Below are 19,113 nucleotides of genomic sequence, written 5' to 3' on the forward strand. Positions count from 1 at the left end.
TGCACTGCGGATTCAGGCATGGGAGTACATCGGCAATCCGGGTGCGGCGGTTTCGACTTGCAGAATGCTCCCGGTTTCGGACTCGACAATGAACAGCGTCTGACCGTCCTCGCCACCAAACGCCAGGTTGGTATTGCTGATGCCCGCGCAAGAAACGATGCGTTGCAGCGGTTCTGCCACTTTCGAAAGTTTCCAGACGGAACCGAAGCCCGTGTGCGCAATGTAGAGATTGCTTTCTGCATCAAGCGCCAGCCCATCGGGGCCGCCGAGGCCTCCGTGCAACTGGGCGAAGCCCCCGACCTTGCCAACGATTGATCCGTTGCCAAGCGGGATACGCCAAATCTGTTGGGCGCGAGTGACTGCAATCAGCAGGTGATTCAGGTTGGGGTCGTAGACGATGCCGTTGGGGCTCGGGACGGTATTGAGCAGGCAAGTCAGGTTGCCATTGATGTCGAGTTTGTAAACCCGACCGCTCGCATCCTGCAGGCCGGTTTGGCCTTGATCGGTGAAGTACAGGTCACCATTCGGCGCGAAGACGAGGTCATTCACGCCCTTGAACCCTTCGGACCCCGCCGACGCCAGAAATGGCTGAATATCGCCGGTTGTCGGATCGAGCACCATGATCCCGTGCTTGTAATCCGTGATGAAGATGCGCCCGTCCTGGTGGATTTTCAGGCCGTTCGGCCACCCGTCATAAGTGCATACCAGTTCCCATTCGCCGAGAGGGGAAACCCTGAAGATGCGCCCGTTGGGGATATCGGTCACATACAGGCGACCTTCTCGATCAAACGACGGCCCTTCCAGAAACGAATCTATTGCTCGACCTTGGCGGTTGGCATTCGCCCAGGCCGAGGGACGTGCGTTGCGAAAGTGGTCCGGCAGACGCGTGAACACGCTGGTCTGGAGGGTCGGTGGGGCGGCAAAAAAACTCATTTTCGCTCCTGGCGGCGGGATGGGCGTGGTCGCCCATGAATTGTTATTAATCTTGTTTAATGCAATGTCGTTTCAAAATAAAACAATTTCTGACGAAAGGCGATCTGTCTATGTCTAAAAAATAGAATTTAGATGAGGTAAATCCACGAGCTTGACGACGAGTTCGCTTTGTGTGCCATATAAAAAGAAATGGCATTTCAAAAAAACAAAAATAATGAGGTCGTCCGTATGCTCCGTTCGTTCCGGAAAAAGGGTTGTCGCCCTGCGTTATCCGCTTGCTTCGCCTCCATCACTTGCGCGCTTTTAGCTGGCCCCGCATGCGCTCAAACCGAGCAGGATAAAGTCACGCTCGCCATCCAGTACGGCTATGCCTACCTCCCGGTCACGGTCGCCGACAAGCTGGGTATGTTCCAGGCCCATGCCAAAGCCCATGGTCAAGCGCAAACCACCTTTGAAATCAAACGCATCAGCGGTTCGCCAGCTATCAATGATGCCTTGCTCAGCGGCAATGTGGACATCGGAGGTTATGGCCTTTCAGGGACTCTGGTGGCTTGGAGCAAGACCCGTACTTCACTGGATGTCCGCGTGCTCTGTGGCCTTGTGGCGGGTGACAACGGTCTTTTCGTCAATGATCCTTCTATCAAGTCCATTGCGGACTTCAAGCCCGACGACAAGATCGCGGTCAGCTCTCCAAGCGGTCAGCAGGCACTGTTGCTGCAAATGGCTGCGGAGCGCCAATTCGGCCCCGATGGGGTGCACCGATTGGACAACCTCATGGTAAGTCTGCCGCATCCCGATGCGACCTCGAGCTTGCTTAATAGAACAGGGGTCAAGGCTTACATCGGGCCAAACCCTTATAGCTATCAGCTTTCCCAGGACCCGCGTGTCAGCAAGCTTTTCGACTTTTCCACCGAACTGAACCTGCAAATGACCAGTGGCGTGCTGACCAGCACCGGGCGTTTCGTCAAGAAAAACCCAGAGCTTAGCGCTGCGGTAGTGGCCGCCATCAGCGAGGCCAACGATTACATCCGTAAAGAGCCGCGTAAGGCCGCAGAACTGTTTTTAGCCAGTGAGTCTTCAAGTCTTTCAGTTGACCAAGTGGAGGCGATGCTGCGTCAAGTGAGTGGCGAGTGGTCGGTGCAACCTCACGGCGTCATGGCGCTGGCAGACTTCATGGTGCGTTCGGGGGCGCTCAAAACCGCTCCAAGTGACTGGCGACAGGTGTTCTTCGCGCCAGTATCCGAAGGGGAGGGTAGCTGATATGGGGGCTCTCTCATCCCTTTCTCGTCCTGAGGTCGCGACCCGCGCGCTGCTCACCGTCGAGAACGTAACGTTGCAGTACAAGACGCGCGAACAGTTGATCACGGCTACTCATGGGGTATCTTTTAATGTGCAGCGCAATGATCGTTTTGTGCTGCTGGGACCGTCGGGTTGCGGTAAGTCGAGCCTGCTCAAGAGTGTGGGTGGGTTCATCGAGCCCGCCGCCGGGCAGATCTGCCTGGAGGGACAGGTTGTGCGCGAACCCGGTCCGGATCGGATGATGGTGTTTCAAGAGTTCGATCAACTGATGCCATGGAAGACCGTTCTTGACAACATCATGTTCCCGCTTCGGGTATCCGGCCGCTTTCCACGCAATGAGATTGTCGAGCGCGCCACGCGTGCAGCCATAAAGGTGGGGCTTGAAAAATTCAAGGATGCCTACCCGCATCAGCTCTCCGGAGGCATGAAGCAGCGTGTGGCTATTGCCCGAGCCCTGGCGATGGAGCCCGCCGTCTTGTTGATGGACGAGCCGTTTGCAGCGCTTGATGCGCTCACTCGACGGCGCATGCAGGAGGAACTCTTGGCGTTATGGGAGCAGGCGCCCTTCACGCTGATGTTCGTTACCCATTCCATTGACGAGGCCATCGTGCTGGGTTCGCGGATTCTAGTGCTGACCCCGCATCCCGGACAGGTGCGTGCCGAGCTCGACGCAAGTGCATTCGGCTTTGCCGAGCAGGGGTCGCCAGCCTTCGGGGCATTTCAGCAGCGTATCAATCGAATGCTCTTTGGTCACAGCGAGACTGCTCATGAATAAGCAAGTGATTCAAGCACGTCCAGATATCGAGTATGCCCCTGTCAGAACCGGACAGGTCGGTGATATTGCCCGTCGCCTGGGGCTGGTGGAGCGTCTTTACGCCAATGCTGGCGTGCGACGATCACTGGTATTGGTGGTGCTGGCGTTGATTTGGGAGGTCTATGCACGCTACCTGGGTAATTCCCTCATGTTTCCTACATTCAGCGAGACCGCTGTCGCAATGGCGCAGGATTTGGCCAGTGGGGTGTTGCCCTTGGCGGTGGCCAGTTCGCTCAAAGTACTGTTGATCAGCTACGCATTGGCTATTGCGCTGGCTGCTGTGCTCACCACATTGGCGGTCTCGACTCGGCTGGGTACTGACGTGCTGGCGACATTGACGGCCATGTTCAACCCTTTGCCAGCCATCGCCATTCTTCCATTGGCCATGCTGTGGTTTGGCCTGGGGATTCAAAGCTTGATGTTGGTGATCGTCCACTCCGTTCTCTGGGCCGTCTCACTCAATACGTATTCGGGGTTTCAGTCGGTGAGTCAAACGCAGCGCATGGCTGGGCGAAATTACGGTCTGCGTGGTCTGGGCCTTGTCCTCAGGATTCTGATTCCCGCGGCCGTACCTTCAATCCTTGCAGGCTTGAAGATTGGTTGGGCGTTTGCCTGGCGTACGCTGATTGCCGCGGAATTGGTGTTTGGTGTGTCGGGCAATTCAGGCGGGTTGGGCTGGTATGTTTTCCAGCATCGCAATGCATTGGAAACCCCCAACGTATTCGCGGGTTTACTGATGGTGATTGTCATCGGCCTAGTGGTTGAAGGGTTGGTGTTCCGCAGTATCGAAGTCCTCACCGTGCGTCGTTGGGGCATGCAGGGCTAATCAACAATAACGCCATAATAATTAACTCCGGGCGTCCACCAGGCGCTCGTTGGGAGCATTTGCCTTGAAAACCGTAATCACCTTCTCTCGACTGACGGTAGCCTTGTGTTGGGGTCTTGTTGGCGTGCATGCACATGCTGACTTTCTTAGAGATAGTCACGCCGATATGTCAATGCGTAACTTTTACTTCAACAGCGACAACCGGGACGGACCGGCCAAGCCTTCCATGATTGAGGAATGGGCCCAGGGCTTTCTGCTTGACTATCGCTCCGGTTACACACCTGGCGTTGTAGGGTTCGGTGTGGATGCCATGGGTATGCTCGGCATTACATTGGATAGCGGGCGTGGGCGTCATCCGGGCAGTTCGATGATTCCGTCCGATGGCGACGGGGCTGTAAATGAGTGGAGTCGGTTTGGCGCGACGGCCAAGTTGAAAATGAGCGAAACCGAGCTTCGGTATGGTCAGTTGATGCCAAAGATTCCGGTCCTTGTGGCGTCGGACGGCCGTCTGTTGCCGCAAACGTTCCAGGGCGTACAGATACAGTCCGGGGAGCTCAAGGACTTCACATTGATGGGTGGCGCGCTGGATCGTGCAACGGGGCGAGCCCCTACTGACCGCACCGGGCTGGCTGTGAGTGGGGGTACCCAGCAAAGCAACCGTTTTTACTTCGCCGGGGTCGATTATCGCGTTGATAAATCGCTCACGCTCCAGTACTACACCGGGCAGCTCGAGGACTATTACACGCAGAATTTTCTGGGGCTCAACCACAGTTGGAGTCTTGGCGATGTGGGTTCCCTGGCCACTGACCTGCGCTATTTCCGTACTCGCTCCGACGGGGCCAATGGCACCGCTGCCGGCCGCTCTCAAGGCTACGTGACCAGTGGCTACACGGCGGATGGGGACGGCGAGGTTGATAACAGTTTGTGGAGCGCGGCACTCACCTATCGCCTGGGTGGCCACGCTGTAACGCTGGGCTATCAGGATGTATCCGATAACAGCAATTTCGTTCAGATAAACCAGGGTTCCATCGATAAAGGCGCGGGAGGCAGCAGCCTGTATCTGTGGACCGACAAAATGCTGCTCAGTTTTACGCGTGCGGGTGAGCGCACCGGATTTGCGCAATACGCTTACGACTTTGCGGCTGCTGGTGTTCCAGGACTTAAAGCCTCTGTGATGTACCTCAAGGGGGACCATATTCAAACCGCAAGTGGAGCGGAGCAGTCAGAGTGGGAGCGAGACGTGTCGCTGGACTATGTTGTACAGACGGGCACCTTCAAAGGGGTCGGGTTCGCCTGGCGCAACGGTATGGCGCGCAGCGAGGCCGCGCGTAATGGTGATCAGAATCGCCTGATCGTCAACTACACACTGCCGTTATTCTAAACGTCCAGTCCTGGAGTGATCATGCAATCTCCCCATGCACCTGTACGACCGGATTGGCTTGCGCGGGTGCAAGAACCTATCCTCGACCCTGCTCGTTCTATTGTCGATGCGCACCATCATTTGTGGGAACGACCTGGGCAGCGATACTTGGCCGAAGACTATTTGGCCGATGTAACCGGCGGACATCGAGTGGTTGCGTCGGTTTACATTCAGTGTCGTTCGATGCTGTCCGTCGATGACGCTGAACCTGTTCAGACTTTGGGTGAGGTCGAGTACGCCAATGGCGTTGCGGCGCACAGTGCGAGTGGGCTGATGGGGGATTTACGCATGTGTGCAGCCATTGTCGGCGGTGCAAATCTTTTATTGGGTGATGATGTCGCGCCAGTCCTGGAGCTGATGCGGCACAGAGCAGGAAATCGATTCCGGGGTATACGCAATACCACCGCCTGGCATGCTGATCAGCGGCTTGTATCGAACCCGAAACCTGCGCCTCCCGGCTTGCTGCAAGTGCCGGCGTTTCGGCGGGGAGCCGCTCATTTGGCGCGACACGGTCTCAGCCTCGATGTATGGGCTTATCACACTCAGTTGGACGAGGTCGTAGAGTTGGCGAAGGCTTTCCCTGAACTCATCATTGTTGTGGATCACTTGGGCGGGCCGTTGGGCGCGGGCCCCTATGCTGGAAGACGGGATGAGGTCTTTGTTCATTGGGCTTCTATGCTGGTGCGGCTGGCGCGGTATCCGAACATAAGGATGAAACTCGGCGGTCTGGGCATGAGAGTGGCAGGTTTCGATCTGGATGCGCAGCTTGATCCTCCTGGCTCCTCTGAGCTTGCCCAACTCTGGAGACCCTACCTGATGCATGCGATCGAAACGTTCGGTGTCGAGCGCTGCATGTTCGAAAGCAATTTTCCGGTGGATAAAGGGATGTTCAGCTACCTTGTGTTGTGGAATGCCTTTAAGCGAGTGGTTTTCGACTTCACTGACGACCAGAAGGACAGGTTGTTCAGTGGAACGGCTGGCGAGGTGTACCTGGGGGAGGGCAACTGACGGCGGTATTCCAACTAAACGCTCGGTCATGCGTCCGCGACGCTTCACCATCGCACCGATGACGAAGATCAACCTGGCCCACGCATCACGGCATAGGTATTTACACAGCGTTCAAAGGCTGGAAAATCCCTCTGTGGTCAGCGGAAGGCCCCGCAGAAGTGCGGTGATCAGCAGCAGGGTGTTCTCCCCAAACGACTATTCCAGTACGACCAAACCCACCCTTGGCTACGCAATAGTCACGGGGATGGCGAGGAGACTATCGTTGTAAGATAATGGATTTTCCTGCCCTGACAGTTTTTCAGACGGGCCCAGCAATAGAGGTATATTCGATGGTAAAGGCGCGGCCGCGTCCAGCGGTGAACGGTGTGGCTTCGGCTGACCGAGTCTTGACCGTTCTGTCTGCATTTCGAATCGGCGATTCTGCGTTGAGTCTGGTTGAGCTGGTGGCACGAACGGGGCTCATCAAGAGCACGATCATGCGCTTGATGGTTTCGCTTGAAAACCAAGGCTACATCACGCGGATGACCGACGGGCGTTATCAGTTGGCCAGCGAGGTCATGAGGCTTAACGCGGTGTATCAGGAGTCGCTTGATCTTGAGCGTCATGTGATGCCGCGACTGCTGCACCTCTCCGGTCAAACGGGTGAGACCGTTTCTTTCTATGTTCGCCATGGCGCCTATCGGATGTGTCAGTACCGCGTGAATTCTTCACATCGCCTGCGACTCAATATGCAGCCTGGCGATATGCGTCCCATGGACGAGGCAGCTGGAGCCCAGGCGTTGCGGGCACCTTTTCATGTCGGCATTGCACTGGAAAAGCCTTACTATTCTCGCGGTGCGACGGATCCGCATGCGTCCTCTATCGCGCTGCCGATCTACGGGGGGCAGCAAGAGTTGATGGGCGCGCTCGTCATATCAGGGCCTGCCAGCCGACTGACAGAGGAGTGCGCCGATAACTTGAAGGACATTTTCTTCGAGGCTGCGCGCGACCTGATGCGCAGCCTGGGGCTAAAGCCGGCGGACGGCCAAACCGCCGGAGTGGAGTCAGAAGCCGTAAAGTGAGGTGGGGTTGTCGCGCAGAATCAATTCGCGTGTACCTGCGTCCGGAGCCCAGAACGCCAACAGATCCAGGATATTAGCGTCATCAGGTTTCTGGTCTATTGCAAGTGTCGGGTGGGGCCAGTCGCTCCCCCACAGCATACGTTCGGCGTTATGCTTGATCAGCGCGCTGGCTACCTTGCTGACGTCTTCATACCTCGGCGCCCCTGTCTTTGAACGCAAGTAAGGGGCGGACAGTTTGACCCAGGTTTTTTCATTATTCAGCAGCCGGGTGATCGAGGCGAAGGCGGCAGAGTTCAGTCCATCCGGTTGTGGCACATGTCCCATGTGATCGATGACCACCTTTGCCGCAAGCTTCGCCAATCGGGGCTCCAGATCGACCAGAAGCGGGCCGGGTGCAATCTGAACGTTCCAGCCCAGTTCATTCACGCGCAAGGCAAGCGATTCCAGGTCATTAAGTGCCGCACCGCCAACACTAAGATTAAACCGTATGCCGCGCACGCCGGCGCTGTCCAGGCGCGCCAACTCCCTGTCGGTGATTGAGCCATCGACAACCGCGACCCCGCGTGCATCGCCGCGGCTGCGAAGCAACCCATCGAGCAAAATGCGGTTGTCGGTGCCATACGTGGATGGCGTTACGATAACCATCCTTTTCATGCCCAGGCGTTTTTGCAGTTGACGATAATCTTCCAGTGAAGCATCGGGCGGGAACAAGGTTGCATTGGGTGCAGTGGGATAGTGGCCGTCATACAGGTGCATGTGGCAATCCACGCTGCCGGCCGGTGGCGTAAGCTTCGGCCTTTCATCCCCTTGGCTGAAAGGAACGTTTGCAAAAGCGCCCATGGACGCAGCAGCGCCCAGTGCACTGCCTGCTTGCAGAAAGCGGCGACGAGATAGAAGCATCGCAAAACCTCTTGTTATTATTTTTACATCGCGATACCAACGCTCCGATAGGGAAGCGCTGGCATCGTAGCCTTGATTAAGAAGTATCTACTTGGCGATCATGGACGCGCCCAGCTCGGCTTGTTCGCGCTGACGCTTGCGACCGACCACCAAAACCATGACTCCGGCCAATGTGCAGAGGGCTGCCAGCGGCATGAGCGCCAGGGCATAACTGCCGGTTGCATCGTGGATCGCACCGTAGGCATTCACCATCAGGCCGCCACCGATCAGGTTGGCCATCGCGCCGACTGCCGCGAGCCCTGCGGCGGCGGTGGAGGATGACAGCCAGCCGGAAACCAGTGCCCAGAATGGGCCTTTCATTGAGTATGCCCCGACCAGAACCATGGTGAGCATAATGACGGTCGCGATCAGCGAGGAGGTGAACAGCGTCATGAGCAACCCAGCCGCGATCAGCAACAAGGTCGTTGCCGTGTGCCAGCGACGTTCCCCGGTGCGATCGGAACTGCGTCCCCAAAAGATCATGAGTACCGAGGCGATGCCATAGGGAATGGCGTTCACCAGGCCAATCTCCAGGGAACTCAACCCGAAGGTCTTGAGCAGCTGAGGGGCCCATACGCTCATGGTGCTGCCAGCGGCGGACGCGCCCGAGTAAATCAGTGCGAGCACCCAGATGTCTTTATGGCGCAGCAGCTTCCACAAGGAGATATGCCCGATTGCAGTTTTTTTCGAGGCTTCTTCAGCCAGGCGTTTAGCCAACCAGCTACGCTGTTCATCAGTGAGCCACTTGGCTTGCTCGGGGCGATCCGTCAGCACAAACAGGCAGGCAAGTCCCAGCAATACAGCGGGTATGCCTTCTAGAATGAATAGCCAGTGCCACTCGCGCATCCCCATCCAGCCATCCAGGCTGAGCAAAAGGCCGGACAGTGGCGAGCCAATGAAGTTGGCCGCAGGAATAGCCACCATGAAGATCGCGACCATCCGTGCACGATAAGCGGAGGGCAGCCAGTAGGTGAGGTAAAGAAGTACGCCAGGGAAGAAGCCCGCCTCGGCGGCGCCGAGCAGAAATCGCATCACATACAGCGAATGGGCGCCCTGCACGAACGCTGTACCCGCAGAGATGAGCCCCCACGTGATCATGATCCTGGCGATCCAGATACGCGCGCCATATTTTTGCATGGCCAGGTTACTGGGTACTTCGAGGAGGAAATAAGCAACGAAGAACAAGCTGCTCGCGAAACCAAAAACTTTCGCCGTCAGGCCCAGGTCTCCGTTCATCTGCAGCGAAGCCATGCCGATATTGCCGCGGTCTATGATCGCGATCAAATAGCAGATGATCAGGAAGGGCAGGATTCGCCAGGCGACCCTGTGCATCGTACTGCGCTCTAGCTCGCTTATGGGGGACGTTGCTGTAGTCATGAGGCTCTCCGATTGTTATTTTTTCTGGAGTGTCGCGTTTCATTTTGAGGTTCCCGTTTTTCAGGGAAGACAGTGGGGATCACTCCACAGCTGAACAGACATCGAATAGGTGTCGGTTGACAACGCAGCGAGGATCCAGAGCCTTGCCCGCCCACACATCGAAAATCTGTTGAAGCGCAACGAGGCCTACGCGGTCGCGTGCCTCGGAGGTATTTGCGCCGACGTGTGGCGTGGCCACGAGTGTCGGCAGGCCCCAGAGTGGGCTGTCGGCAGGGGGCGGCTCCGGATTGAAGGTGTCCAGGCCGGCGCCGGCTATCTTGCGTTCGCTCAATGCCTTGACCAGTGCCCCGGTATCAATCAACTCGCCCCGGGCGGTGTTGATCAGGATGCTGCCCGGGCGCATGCGCGCCAGCTGTGCAGCCCCGATCAGATTGTGGCTGGAGTCGGTCAGAGGGCAATGCAGGCTGATGATATCGCTCTCGGCCAGGAGTCGATCGAAATCGTCCTCGCGCTCCACGTGAGCGCGTTGCGGTAGTTGCTTCAAGTAGGGGTCGTAGACCTTTACCTTCATGTTCAAAGGGGCAACCAGGTCCATCAGGATGCTGCCAATCGAGCCCAAGCCAACCAGTCCGAGCGTCTTGCCAAACAATTCAATGCCGTTCGCCGAGGACTTATCCCAGTGACCGTCGCGCATGCGTGCGTCCAGCAATGCGGTCTGGCGCGCCACGCTGAACATCAGCGCGAAGGCGAGTTCGGCCACGGACTGCGCGTTGGCGCCGGCAGCGATGCTGACCGGAATGCGATGGTCTGCGGCCGCCTGAATATCAATGGTGTTGTAACCCACGCCGTGCTTAGCAATAGATTTGAGGTTGGAGGACGCCTCAATCATGGCGCGGGTCAATTGCCCTTGGCGGACAATGATTGCATCGGGTTGCTCCGCACGGATTATCGCTTCCAGCTCTTCAGAAGAAAGGTAGGGTGTTGTGGGGATTACCCTGACGCCTTGGCTCGCGGCCAGGTTCATGGCGTCAGTGGCGAGTTCGGGCCCGGTAAGCAGGATGGTTCGGGTCATGACAGGTACCTTGTTTTTATGGTTGTGGCTGACGGTCGAAAATGATGCATTGCAGTGAGTCAACACTACCATAATGAAATGACGTTGCAATATTGATGATGAAAATACGAAGATGTGCAGATTGCTGGTGCGAATTTGATGTTGATTTTGAATAAATGAAATGTAATTCTGAAATTAAGGTTTGGCTGCTTGGCCAACGACTGCGAATAAATTCAATAAAACAACGTCAATAGAGGTAGGTCGCATGAGCATTGGATTCAGGGTTTTGGAACGTGCGCGCAAGGTCGATGCCGAGTGGGTCGCACGTTACCGGGAAGTTCCAGTGGCGAATGTCAGCGACTCAATGAACCGCATGACCGCCGGTGGCGCCAAGCTTCGTCCTATGCATCGTGCCGGTGTGCTGGCTGGCCCGGCGCTCACGGTCAAAGCCCGTCCGGGCGACAACCTCATGCTGCATTACGCACTGGATATAGCGGAGCCGGGTGATGTGGTGGTCGTCGATGCTGGGGGCGATCTATCCAATGCCTTGATCGGCGAAATGATGGTTGCTTACGCCATCAAGCGCGGTGTCGCGGGTATCGTTATCAATGGCGCGATTCGAGATTCGGCAGTCATCGGCGCGGATGATTTTCCCTTGTTCGCGGCAGGCATTTCACATCGCGGCCCTTACAAGGATGGTCCGGGTGAGATCAACGTGCCCATTGCGATCGATGGTATGGTGATTGAGCCCGGCGATCTGATTATTGGCGATGATGACGGCCTCTTGTGTGTGCCATTCGATCAAGTCGGCGAAGTCTATGAGTGGGCGGCTGCCAAGCATGCCGCCGAGAGCAAGCAGATGGAGCAGATTGCTATAGGCACCAACGACCGTACCTGGGTACTGGAATCGCTGAAGAAAAAAGGTTGCCTGCTGCCGTAATCTGCCATTGATGCGTGCGGGGCGGGCATTACTGTTACTTGTCAATCAGGAGCAATGACTTGCCTGACCCCCACACCACGCACCGTAGTCAGTGGCCTGCATCCGTGAGGGCGCTGGCACATCGCAATTTTCAAATCTATTTTGCAGGGCAAGCCGTTTCCACCCTAGGCAAGTGGGTTCAACAAGTCGCGTTGTCGTGGTTGACCTATCACCTGACAGGCTCGGCGGTGCTGCTCGGCGCTATTACCTTCCTCAGTCTGGCGCCACAGCTGCTGATTGGCCCTTTGGCAGGCGCCTGGACGGATAGGCACGACAAGCGTCGCCTGCTGATTATCGTGCAGACCGTCCTCGCTCTACAGTCCTTGGCACTGGCGATTCTCGCCTATGGGCAATGGATGAACGGCCTGACTATTGCGCTCATGGCTTTGCTGCTCGGATTGCTCAATGCCGTGGAGACTCCGCTCCGTCAGGCGTTGATCACAAGCTTTGTTCCTGATCCGGCCGACCTGCCCAATGCCCTCGTACTTAACGCCATGTTAATCAATGCGGCTCGCTTTGTCGGGCCACCCTTGGCCGGTGCCTTGATTGCCTTGGCGGGGGAGGCAGGCTGCTTTTTACTGACTGCCCTGGCGTTTCTGTGTCTGCTGATCGGGCTCATGAAAGTGCGCGTGACGCCAAGCCCAAGAGCCAGTGGCTCAACAGGTGAAGTGTTTCGAGAAGGGGTGCGTTATCTCTGGAGAACGCTTGAAGTTCGGCGGTTGATGGTCAGTGTCGTGATTATCAACCTCCTCGCGTCCTGCTATACCGCGTTGCTGCCCATTTTAGCCAAGACAGTTTATGAGGGGGATGCTCGCACGCTTGGGTGGCTATGGGGCGCTGCAGGTGCCGGCGCTTTCCTGGCGACCGTCGTGTTAGCGGTAAGCGGTTCAGCGTCGAGGTTGCAGCATTTTATATTGGCTGGAGCGGTGTTATGCGCAATGGGCTTGCTTGGGCTGGCTGTGCCTGGCCATCTACTGCTGGCGTTAGTGTGTTTGGCAGTCCTCGGGTTTGGGATCACCGTGAGTAATGTGAGCAGTAATATGCAACTGCAAAGTGGCGCGCCCAGCGCACTTCGCGGACGAGTCATTGCGTTTTACATCGCATTGCGTTTCGGTTTCGAGGCCATTGGGGGGCTGTTTGCGGGACTAATTGCGGCCCACCTGGGGGCGCCTTTGACGCTTGGCATAGCTGGTGGACTGTTGTTAATGATCGTTATTGGTCGTGAAATCGCCAATCGTGGGTAACGTGCCCTAGGGGCAGTCTGAAATAGAAGCTGGAGCGGGTCTGCGATGACACCCGGCGTATTGCTCAGGGGCAACGGCGCTGGTTGGGGATCGGATTCGCGCCGTCGACGCTGTACGGCGCGCTACCTGAGCTTATCCGACGCCTGCGCAGCGATGGCGGTATCGAGCTGGGCCTGTCGGAAATGGTCATGTTGCAGCAGGTCGAAGCCCTGAAAAGTGGGCGTATCGATATCGGTTTCGGGCGCATCCACATCGACGCCGCCGTGGTGCAAAAAAGTTATACATCAGGATCCCCTGGTCGTGGCGCTGCCCGCCGGGCACCACTTGCTGGGCGCGACGGTAAGCATGGAGCAATTGGCCCTCGAACCCTTTGTACTCTATCCTGGCAATATTCGCCCCAGCTATGCCGATCATGTGCTGCGGCTATCTGCCCGGCATGACTTGAAGGTCCGTGTGGCGCAAATGACCAATGAACTGCAGACCGCCATCGGGCTAGTAGCGGCGGGTATTGGCATTTCCCTGGTACCGGCTTCGGTGCAGCGTTTGCACCGCGACGATATTGGCTACTCGCCCTTGTTGGAACCTTTGGCGACTTCGCCGATTATTGTCAGTTACAGGGCAGGGGATGAGTCGGCGTTGCTGCAGCAGTGCCTGACGTGGATCGCCAAATTAGCTGCATCGATGTCGCTCGCCGCTGAAGTTCAACAGGAGACATCTTCGAGGCACCGGGATGTTGCGCATCAAACATCGGACCTGTAAGAGCGATCTGGAAGTTGGAACGACTTTCATCTGGACTCACATGGAGCGCATGTTCCAGCTCGGGTGCGCTGCTTCTTGGATTACCTTGTCGAACCCTTCCGATACTGAGACAGCGTTGGTTAAGGGGAACTGTTTACAGTGACAGCTAATGAGTACACAATTCAGGCCATAAAGAAACTGTTACATTCTGAAACCCTAAGACTTTCAAGAATTTGGAGGGTGAGTAATGGTCCCGTCCGCTGCGCCATATTTAGCTTCGAGGCCCTTGAACTCCTTGAAGCGAAAGAAAGCGACCTTAACAGGTCGCTTTTTTTGCTCTTTTTTCAGGTGCGGTACCACGGAAATAGCATCCGTGAGCCGCTTTTTTCGTTTTCCGAATTCCACTGAAATCCATCTCCAGCCACGGTTTTCAAGTACGTATTCAAGTACACCGCTGGCACAGCCCTTTACGATTCCTTGTGCATCAACTTTCGGATGGGTCCTTCTACCGCTGGGTTGTATTCCCTTGCTTGATGCGGCCAGGAGTGTTCGGGATTGCGGTGTGTCGCTCAGTCTATCTATTGACCGACACACCGCAATGCTGGGCAAGCAGGCTTATCTGCATTGTCAGTTCGGCGGGTGCTGTTCAGGATTGGCGCAGAGGCCTCGTTAGCAGCTCAACCGAATTGACTTGCCGATTCAACTGCGGTTTTTGGCTTCCTGCTACGTGTCAGCTGATAAGCAATTGCCAGCCATATGAACCACCCCGGCATGACCATCAAGGCAACGCGGGTGTCAGGTCTTAGTGCCAGCAGGCACAGAACGAAGCCCAAAAAAGCCAGTGAGAACCATGCCATCGGGACGCCGCCCGGCATCTTGTAAGACGACTTGGCGTGAAGCTCAGGATGCTTTTTGCGATAGGCAATGTGGGACGCGAGGATGGTCGACCACGTGAAGATCACCAGAATCGCTGACACGGTGGAAACGATGGTGAATGCCGTCATGACTTCCGGAACGATGAACAGCACGAGTACACCCGCCAGCATCAACAGGGTGGTGAAGGCCAGGCTCAGCAGCGGCACACTGTTGCCCGACAGTCGCCGAAAAATACCCGGGGCGTTGTCCTGATTCGCCAGCCCGAACAGCATACGGCTGGAGGAGAATAAGCCACTGTTGGCCGATGACGCGGCGGATGTCAGGACCACGAAGTTAACGATGCCGGCTGCTGCGGGAAAGCCGGCGACGAGGAAAAGTTCGACAAAAGGACTTTTTACAGGTGACACCTGTTGCCAGGACGTCACGGCAATAATGCAGCCCAATGCCAACACGTAGAACAGGATGATTCATAGCGGAATCGAGTTGATTGCCTTGGGTAGGGTCCGCTCCGGAGACCGGGTTTCTGCCGCAGCGGTGCCGATCAGTTCGGTGCGGGCAAAGGAAAATATCGCCATCTGGAAGCCGGCAAAGAAACCCAGCACGCCATGAGGGAATGCAGCCTGCTTATCCACCAGGTGGCCCAGGGACGCGGTAACGCCACTGGGGGATACGAACGAGCTGGCAATCAGCACGATGCTCACGCCGATAAGCGTCACCACGGCGATGATCTTGATGATCGCGAACCAGAATTCGACTTCACCGAAAAGCCTGACCGTCAGCACGTTCAGGGCGAACAGTGTCGCGAGCATCCCGATAGCCGGTATCCAGGCGGGCAGGTGGGGGAACCAGTACTGGAAAAAGCCTCCCACCACGACGGCATCGCCGATCACCGCAACGCTCCAGCTCAGCCAATACGACCAGCCGAGAAAAAATGCGGCGCGGGGCCCCAGGTAGGCGCCGGCGAAATCCGCAAAGGTCTTGAAATTCAAGTTGGAAAGCAGCATTTCGCCCATGGCACGCATGACGAAGTAAACGAACAGGCCAATGATCATGTAGATAAGGATGATCGAGGTGCCGGAGAGGGCGATGATCTTTCCGGAGCTCATGAACAAGCCCGTGCCAATGGCGCCGCCCATGGCCATTAACTGGATGTGACGATTGCTGAGCGTGCGCTGCAGCGCAGGCTGCTCAGCCCGCTCTGATGAATTCGATTTCATTTCAAAACCTCTTGATCTTATGTTTTTGAGTTTTGGCAGAAAAGTGGATATCCAGCGCCATTGTCAGGAGGCAATGGCGGGTGACGGTGTTGTTTTATGTGGACAGTGACGGCCCCCAGTTCAAATGCCGGGGGCGTCACTCGCAGGTCAACTGGCCGTGCGCAGATGGGCGGCTTTGGCCGGCTGCTGATCCGGCATCTGGAACAGGTTCTTTATATTTTCAGGCGTGGGGACCAGGTGGATGTGCCGACCGACCTGATGTTCGTGCGCCATCGCCTGCAGGTAGCGAAGCGACGAGAAATCCTCAAGGGCAAAGCCCACGGAATCGAAGACCGTCACCTGTTCATCGTTCTCGCGTCCCTGGACGTCGCCTTGCACGATTTGGAAAAACTCGACGACGGGCGAGTCAGCCTCCAGTTGCTGAATATCACCTTCAATCCGCGTTTGAGGTTCAAATTCCACGATGACCCGGGCGTTGCGCAGGATGTCGGCGTGCAGTTCGGTCTTGCCCGGGCAGTCGCCGCCGACGGCATTGATATGCATGCCGGGCTCGATCATCTCGGGCGTCAGGATCGTTGCGTAGGCCTTGTCGGCGGTCACGGTGGTGACAATGTGCGCGCCCTTGACCGCCTCCTGTATGGAGTCGACGTGAATCACGTTGATCGTCGGGAAAGCCGCCAGGTTACGCAGCAGCTTGAGTGAGGCATCGCGATCAATATCGAAGATGCGGATTTCGCTGATGCCCAGCATTTCATGGAAGGCAAGCGCCTGAAACTCGCTCTGAGCGCCATTGCCAATGAGCGCGGGTGCCGGTGTGGATCGGCGGGAGGCCGGGCTTGCGCAAGGTCAGTTGCAGGTCGGGGCTGATCCGCACCCACCAGCCCTCGCGCAGCGCCATCAGATCAAGCGGCGCAGGCGGCGCGGCAAACGATTAATGTCCATGCGGGCGTCCTCCACGACCAGTGACCGTGGCGAAACGCTCCATCCAGGCCGGGAACAGTTCACCCGCCAATGCGCGCATTGTTTCCAAAGCAGCGGGGGCAGCGCGGCCTGACGGCTTACGGTATTCGACCCGATGCACCGGCCACTGCTGGGTAGCGGCGCGCGGATAGGCATCAATCGCCGGCACCGCCGTGTGCAGCACCTGGACCCCGCCGCTATGGCCGAACACCTGGCGCAGTGCCCGTTGAATTTGCCGCGCATCGGCCGAGACCGGGTGCACACGGTTGATCAACAACCGCAGCGGCGGCGGCTGGATGCCCAAGTGACGGTAGGGCGCAATATCGTCCAGCAACTGCAAGGTGCCCCGGCGCAGTGCGCGCGCTGCGAGGATCTCCGGGGTCACCGACGACAGCGCCAGGTCTGCCGCCAGCACCGCCATCTCCAGCAGCACACTGCGCGCGCCCTGGGTGTCGATCAGCAGCAGATCGTAATACGCTTCAAAAGTCGGCAACAGGTTGCGCAACCGCAAGCGCCCATCGGGGGCATGCAACAGCAAGGTGCCGAGCTGCCCCAATTCGTCGTTGGAGAGGATCAGATCCAGGCCGGGAATGCTGGTGCGCGACACCAACCGCTGCAGGTCATGCTCGTTCAAGGCCAGCAACTCATAAGCGCCGGCACATGCTTGGCGAGTCAGGGCAAAGTAGCTGGACAGGGTCGGCTGCACATCCAGATCCAGCAGCAACACGCGCAAGCCGGCGTCGGCGACAAAGCCGCCGAGATTAGCCGCCGTGGTGGTCTTGCCGACACCGCCTTTGGTGGAAATCAGGGACACAACACGCATGGTCATCTCCCCTCAGTTGCGCTCGGCGCGGCGTTCGGCGATCCACTGTTCAACCTCCAGCGAATCCCAGCCCACCGCACGGATGCCCAGTGGAATGCTTTTAGGGAAGCGCCCGGTACGCATCAGAGCGTACAAGTGAGCGCGCTTGAGGCCGGTTTTATGCTCGACATCCACCCGGCGCAGTACCCGGCGCTCGGCGTGGGAGGCTATGGAGGTGTTATCAGTCATGGTGATCACTCCGGAAGGCTTGTATAGGGTGATCGGTATTCAATAGCCTGCCTCAGCCGACGGCTACCGCAACTACGGCGCGTCCCACCGCAAGTGCGGCACCGGCCAGCAGGCTCAAGCGGCCAAGCTGCGGCGAGCGGCCGCGAAATGCTTTTGCATCGTGCGCTCGGTAATACTCACCCGCCCGCCGTGGTAGGTCATGACTGTCTGGATGATCGCCGCGTCACTGTCGAACTGGCTGTAACGCTGGCCACCGGGCGAGCTGCCGCGCAGCGCCGTCAGCAGGCCGTCGATGATGTTCAACAGTGCGGAGCGGCCGCGATCACTGAGTTCCTCGCCGGGCGGCGGCAAGCGCCGGATCTCGGCTAAACTACGTTTGAGCAGGGTATTGCGTTCCTTCAACTGCGCGGTTTTATCAGCGCACATGTCGAGCTGCACTTTCAGTGCCGTGTGATTAGCGGACATCTCCTGCAATGCCGCCCAACTCAGGCCACGGCGTTCGGCCGGGCCATACAGGAAACGCGGTTTTTCTTCCGGGTAGTTTTGCTGCATCCACGCCTTCAGATGCACCTCGCATACGCACAGGCCCGGGTCATCGAGTAGGCTCACGTCCCGGCAAATGACGCCGTGTTTGCCGAAGGGCAGATCACCGTTGTGCAGCCCGCAATAAAGCCGCTCGCTATTCAAATACAGGGTTGGCCAGCGTGGAAAGTCGTCCTGGGTCGGGCGCAGACGGTTACCGAGTTGGGCCAGGATCAAGGGTTCGAAGCGGTGCAGGTTGCTCCAGCGGATCGCCGCTTCAATCGGGTGGTAATAGGCTTTGATTAACGGAGTAGGTAGTTTTCGCATGATCAATACCTTGCATGAAAAGTGAAGTCATCAATCAATTCCTAGTTTGGGCGGCCATGCTGACAATGAAATAAACGAGGCGTGTGCCAGCAGCCGTCGCGGGTAGCATCTAACGAAACGGTGGAGTTTGGGGGGCGAAATACCGGCCAACGCCAAATACGCGCCCGGTAGACATGCTCGAAGAGCCGATACCCCTGGCGGCATCTGGAAGTGCAGGTTTTCCACACGGCAGCGCATGGAAAAGTTGCCGTAGGACCACACCGACGCCAACCGCGAATCCGCGCCGATGCGTGTCAGCGGCCGGTCACCTGGCTCGCCACAGCTATCATCCTGCGGGCGTGGCGGTGGCCAGGACGCAACATCGTCTGACGGGGCGCACGGGAATGGGGCAAGAGAATAGGGTGATGACTCCATTCGGCACCCTAGGAGTAGGACGAAAACGGGCGCGGTGCCTGGCTGAACCGCAGCGCC

At 57.4% G+C, this 19,113-nt stretch carries 16 protein-coding genes and 3 pseudogenes; 9 read left to right on the forward strand and 10 right to left on the reverse strand.

Annotated features, from left to right (window positions below; translation table 11 throughout):
* Nucleotides 1-12: 12 nt before the first annotated feature.
* Nucleotides 13-933 carry an SMP-30/gluconolactonase/LRE family protein gene (locus C4J85_RS10040; protein ID WP_124403731.1) on the reverse strand — a complete coding sequence of 307 codons (921 nt, stop codon included), beginning with the start codon at nt 931-933 and terminating at the stop codon, nt 13-15.
* Between the two features lie 228 nt (nt 934-1,161).
* On the opposite strand from C4J85_RS10040, the gene C4J85_RS10045 reads away from it, so the two are divergent.
* The 6 genes from C4J85_RS10045 (at nt 1,162) to C4J85_RS10070 (ending at nt 7,361) form a co-directional block, all read left to right on the forward strand.
* Nucleotides 1,162-2,193 carry an ABC transporter substrate-binding protein gene (locus C4J85_RS10045; protein ID WP_164487526.1) on the forward strand — a complete coding sequence of 344 codons (1,032 nt, stop codon included), beginning with the start codon at nt 1,162-1,164 and terminating at the stop codon, nt 2,191-2,193.
* A gap of 1 nt (nt 2,194) precedes the next feature.
* Nucleotides 2,195-3,007 (forward strand): ABC transporter ATP-binding protein, encoded by an 813-nt coding sequence (locus tag C4J85_RS10050; protein ID WP_124403733.1) that lies wholly within the window; start codon nt 2,195-2,197, stop codon nt 3,005-3,007.
* Complete coding sequence (locus C4J85_RS10055) at nt 3,000-3,872, forward strand: ABC transporter permease (protein WP_124403734.1); 873 nt, start codon at nt 3,000-3,002, stop codon at nt 3,870-3,872. Before C4J85_RS10050 ends, C4J85_RS10055 begins: the two co-directional genes overlap by 8 nt.
* 91 nt (nt 3,873-3,963) lie before the next feature.
* The gene (locus tag C4J85_RS10060; RefSeq protein ID WP_372240631.1) at nt 3,964-5,253 is read left to right on the forward strand and encodes an OprD family porin; all 1,290 of its coding nucleotides are present in this window, start codon (nt 3,964-3,966) and stop codon (nt 5,251-5,253) included.
* A 21-nt stretch (nt 5,254-5,274) separates the two neighbouring features.
* On the forward strand, nt 5,275-6,300 hold the full coding sequence (locus C4J85_RS10065) for an amidohydrolase (protein ID WP_124403736.1): 1,026 nt from the start codon (nt 5,275-5,277) through the stop codon (nt 6,298-6,300).
* Nucleotides 6,301-6,629: 329 nt separating this feature from the next.
* The gene (locus tag C4J85_RS10070) at nt 6,630-7,361 is read left to right on the forward strand and encodes an IclR family transcriptional regulator (protein WP_124406848.1); all 732 of its coding nucleotides are present in this window, start codon (nt 6,630-6,632) and stop codon (nt 7,359-7,361) included.
* On the opposite strand, the gene C4J85_RS10075 is transcribed toward C4J85_RS10070, so the two are convergent.
* From C4J85_RS10075 to C4J85_RS10085, 3 genes are all read right to left on the reverse strand, one after another.
* Entirely contained in the window at nt 7,344-8,117 is a 774-nt protein-coding gene (locus tag C4J85_RS10075) for an amidohydrolase family protein (RefSeq protein ID WP_256657471.1), read from the reverse strand. The genes C4J85_RS10070 and C4J85_RS10075 overlap by 18 nt on opposite strands.
* 231 nt (nt 8,118-8,348) lie before the next feature.
* Nucleotides 8,349-9,677 carry an MFS transporter gene (locus C4J85_RS10080; protein WP_124403738.1) on the reverse strand — a complete coding sequence of 443 codons (1,329 nt, stop codon included), beginning with the start codon at nt 9,675-9,677 and terminating at the stop codon, nt 8,349-8,351.
* Nucleotides 9,678-9,756: 79 nt separating this feature from the next.
* Entirely contained in the window at nt 9,757-10,749 is a 993-nt protein-coding gene (locus C4J85_RS10085) for a hydroxyacid dehydrogenase (RefSeq protein WP_124403739.1), read from the reverse strand.
* 244 nt (nt 10,750-10,993) lie between these two features.
* On the opposite strand from C4J85_RS10085, the gene C4J85_RS10090 reads away from it, so the two are divergent.
* The 3 genes and pseudogenes from C4J85_RS10090 to C4J85_RS10100 all read left to right on the forward strand — a co-directional run.
* Nucleotides 10,994-11,668 (forward strand): RraA family protein, encoded by a 675-nt coding sequence (locus tag C4J85_RS10090; RefSeq protein WP_124406849.1) that lies wholly within the window; start codon nt 10,994-10,996, stop codon nt 11,666-11,668.
* Nucleotides 11,669-11,727: 59 nt separating this feature from the next.
* Nucleotides 11,728-12,951 carry an MFS transporter gene (locus tag C4J85_RS10095; RefSeq protein ID WP_256657472.1) on the forward strand — a complete coding sequence of 408 codons (1,224 nt, stop codon included), beginning with the start codon at nt 11,728-11,730 and terminating at the stop codon, nt 12,949-12,951.
* Between the two features lie 26 nt (nt 12,952-12,977).
* Nucleotides 12,978-13,710 (forward strand): annotated as a pseudogene (locus C4J85_RS10100) (LysR substrate-binding domain-containing protein); the annotation flags it as partial.
* Nucleotides 13,711-13,914: 204 nt separating this feature from the next.
* Here the strand turns inward: C4J85_RS10100 and C4J85_RS10105 are convergent.
* The 6 genes and pseudogenes from C4J85_RS10105 to C4J85_RS10130 all read right to left on the reverse strand — a co-directional run bounded on the left by C4J85_RS10105 (nt 13,915) and on the right by C4J85_RS10130 (nt 18,642).
* The gene (locus tag C4J85_RS10105) at nt 13,915-14,094 is read right to left on the reverse strand and encodes a hypothetical protein (protein WP_124362246.1); all 180 of its coding nucleotides are present in this window, start codon (nt 14,092-14,094) and stop codon (nt 13,915-13,917) included.
* Nucleotides 14,095-14,366: 272 nt separating this feature from the next.
* A pseudogene (locus C4J85_RS10110) lies at nt 14,367-15,782 on the reverse strand (amino acid permease).
* A gap of 147 nt (nt 15,783-15,929) precedes the next feature.
* Nucleotides 15,930-16,622 (reverse strand): annotated as a pseudogene (locus C4J85_RS10115) (ornithine cyclodeaminase); the annotation flags it as partial.
* 91 nt (nt 16,623-16,713) lie between these two features.
* Nucleotides 16,714-17,565, reverse strand: coding sequence for a ParA family protein (locus C4J85_RS10120; protein WP_124406850.1), 852 nt, complete (start codon nt 17,563-17,565; stop codon nt 16,714-16,716).
* 12 nt (nt 17,566-17,577) lie between these two features.
* Nucleotides 17,578-17,793, reverse strand: a complete 216-nt coding sequence (locus tag C4J85_RS10125; RefSeq protein ID WP_124362248.1) for an AlpA family transcriptional regulator — start codon at nt 17,791-17,793, stop codon at nt 17,578-17,580.
* Nucleotides 17,794-17,907: 114 nt separating this feature from the next.
* Complete coding sequence (locus tag C4J85_RS10130; RefSeq protein WP_124403742.1) at nt 17,908-18,642, reverse strand: hypothetical protein; 735 nt, start codon at nt 18,640-18,642, stop codon at nt 17,908-17,910.
* Nucleotides 18,643-19,113: the final 471 nt, after the last annotated feature.

This window comes from Pseudomonas sp. R4-34-07 (assembly GCF_003852375.1).
In the GTDB taxonomy this organism is placed as follows: domain Bacteria; phylum Pseudomonadota; class Gammaproteobacteria; order Pseudomonadales; family Pseudomonadaceae; genus Aquipseudomonas.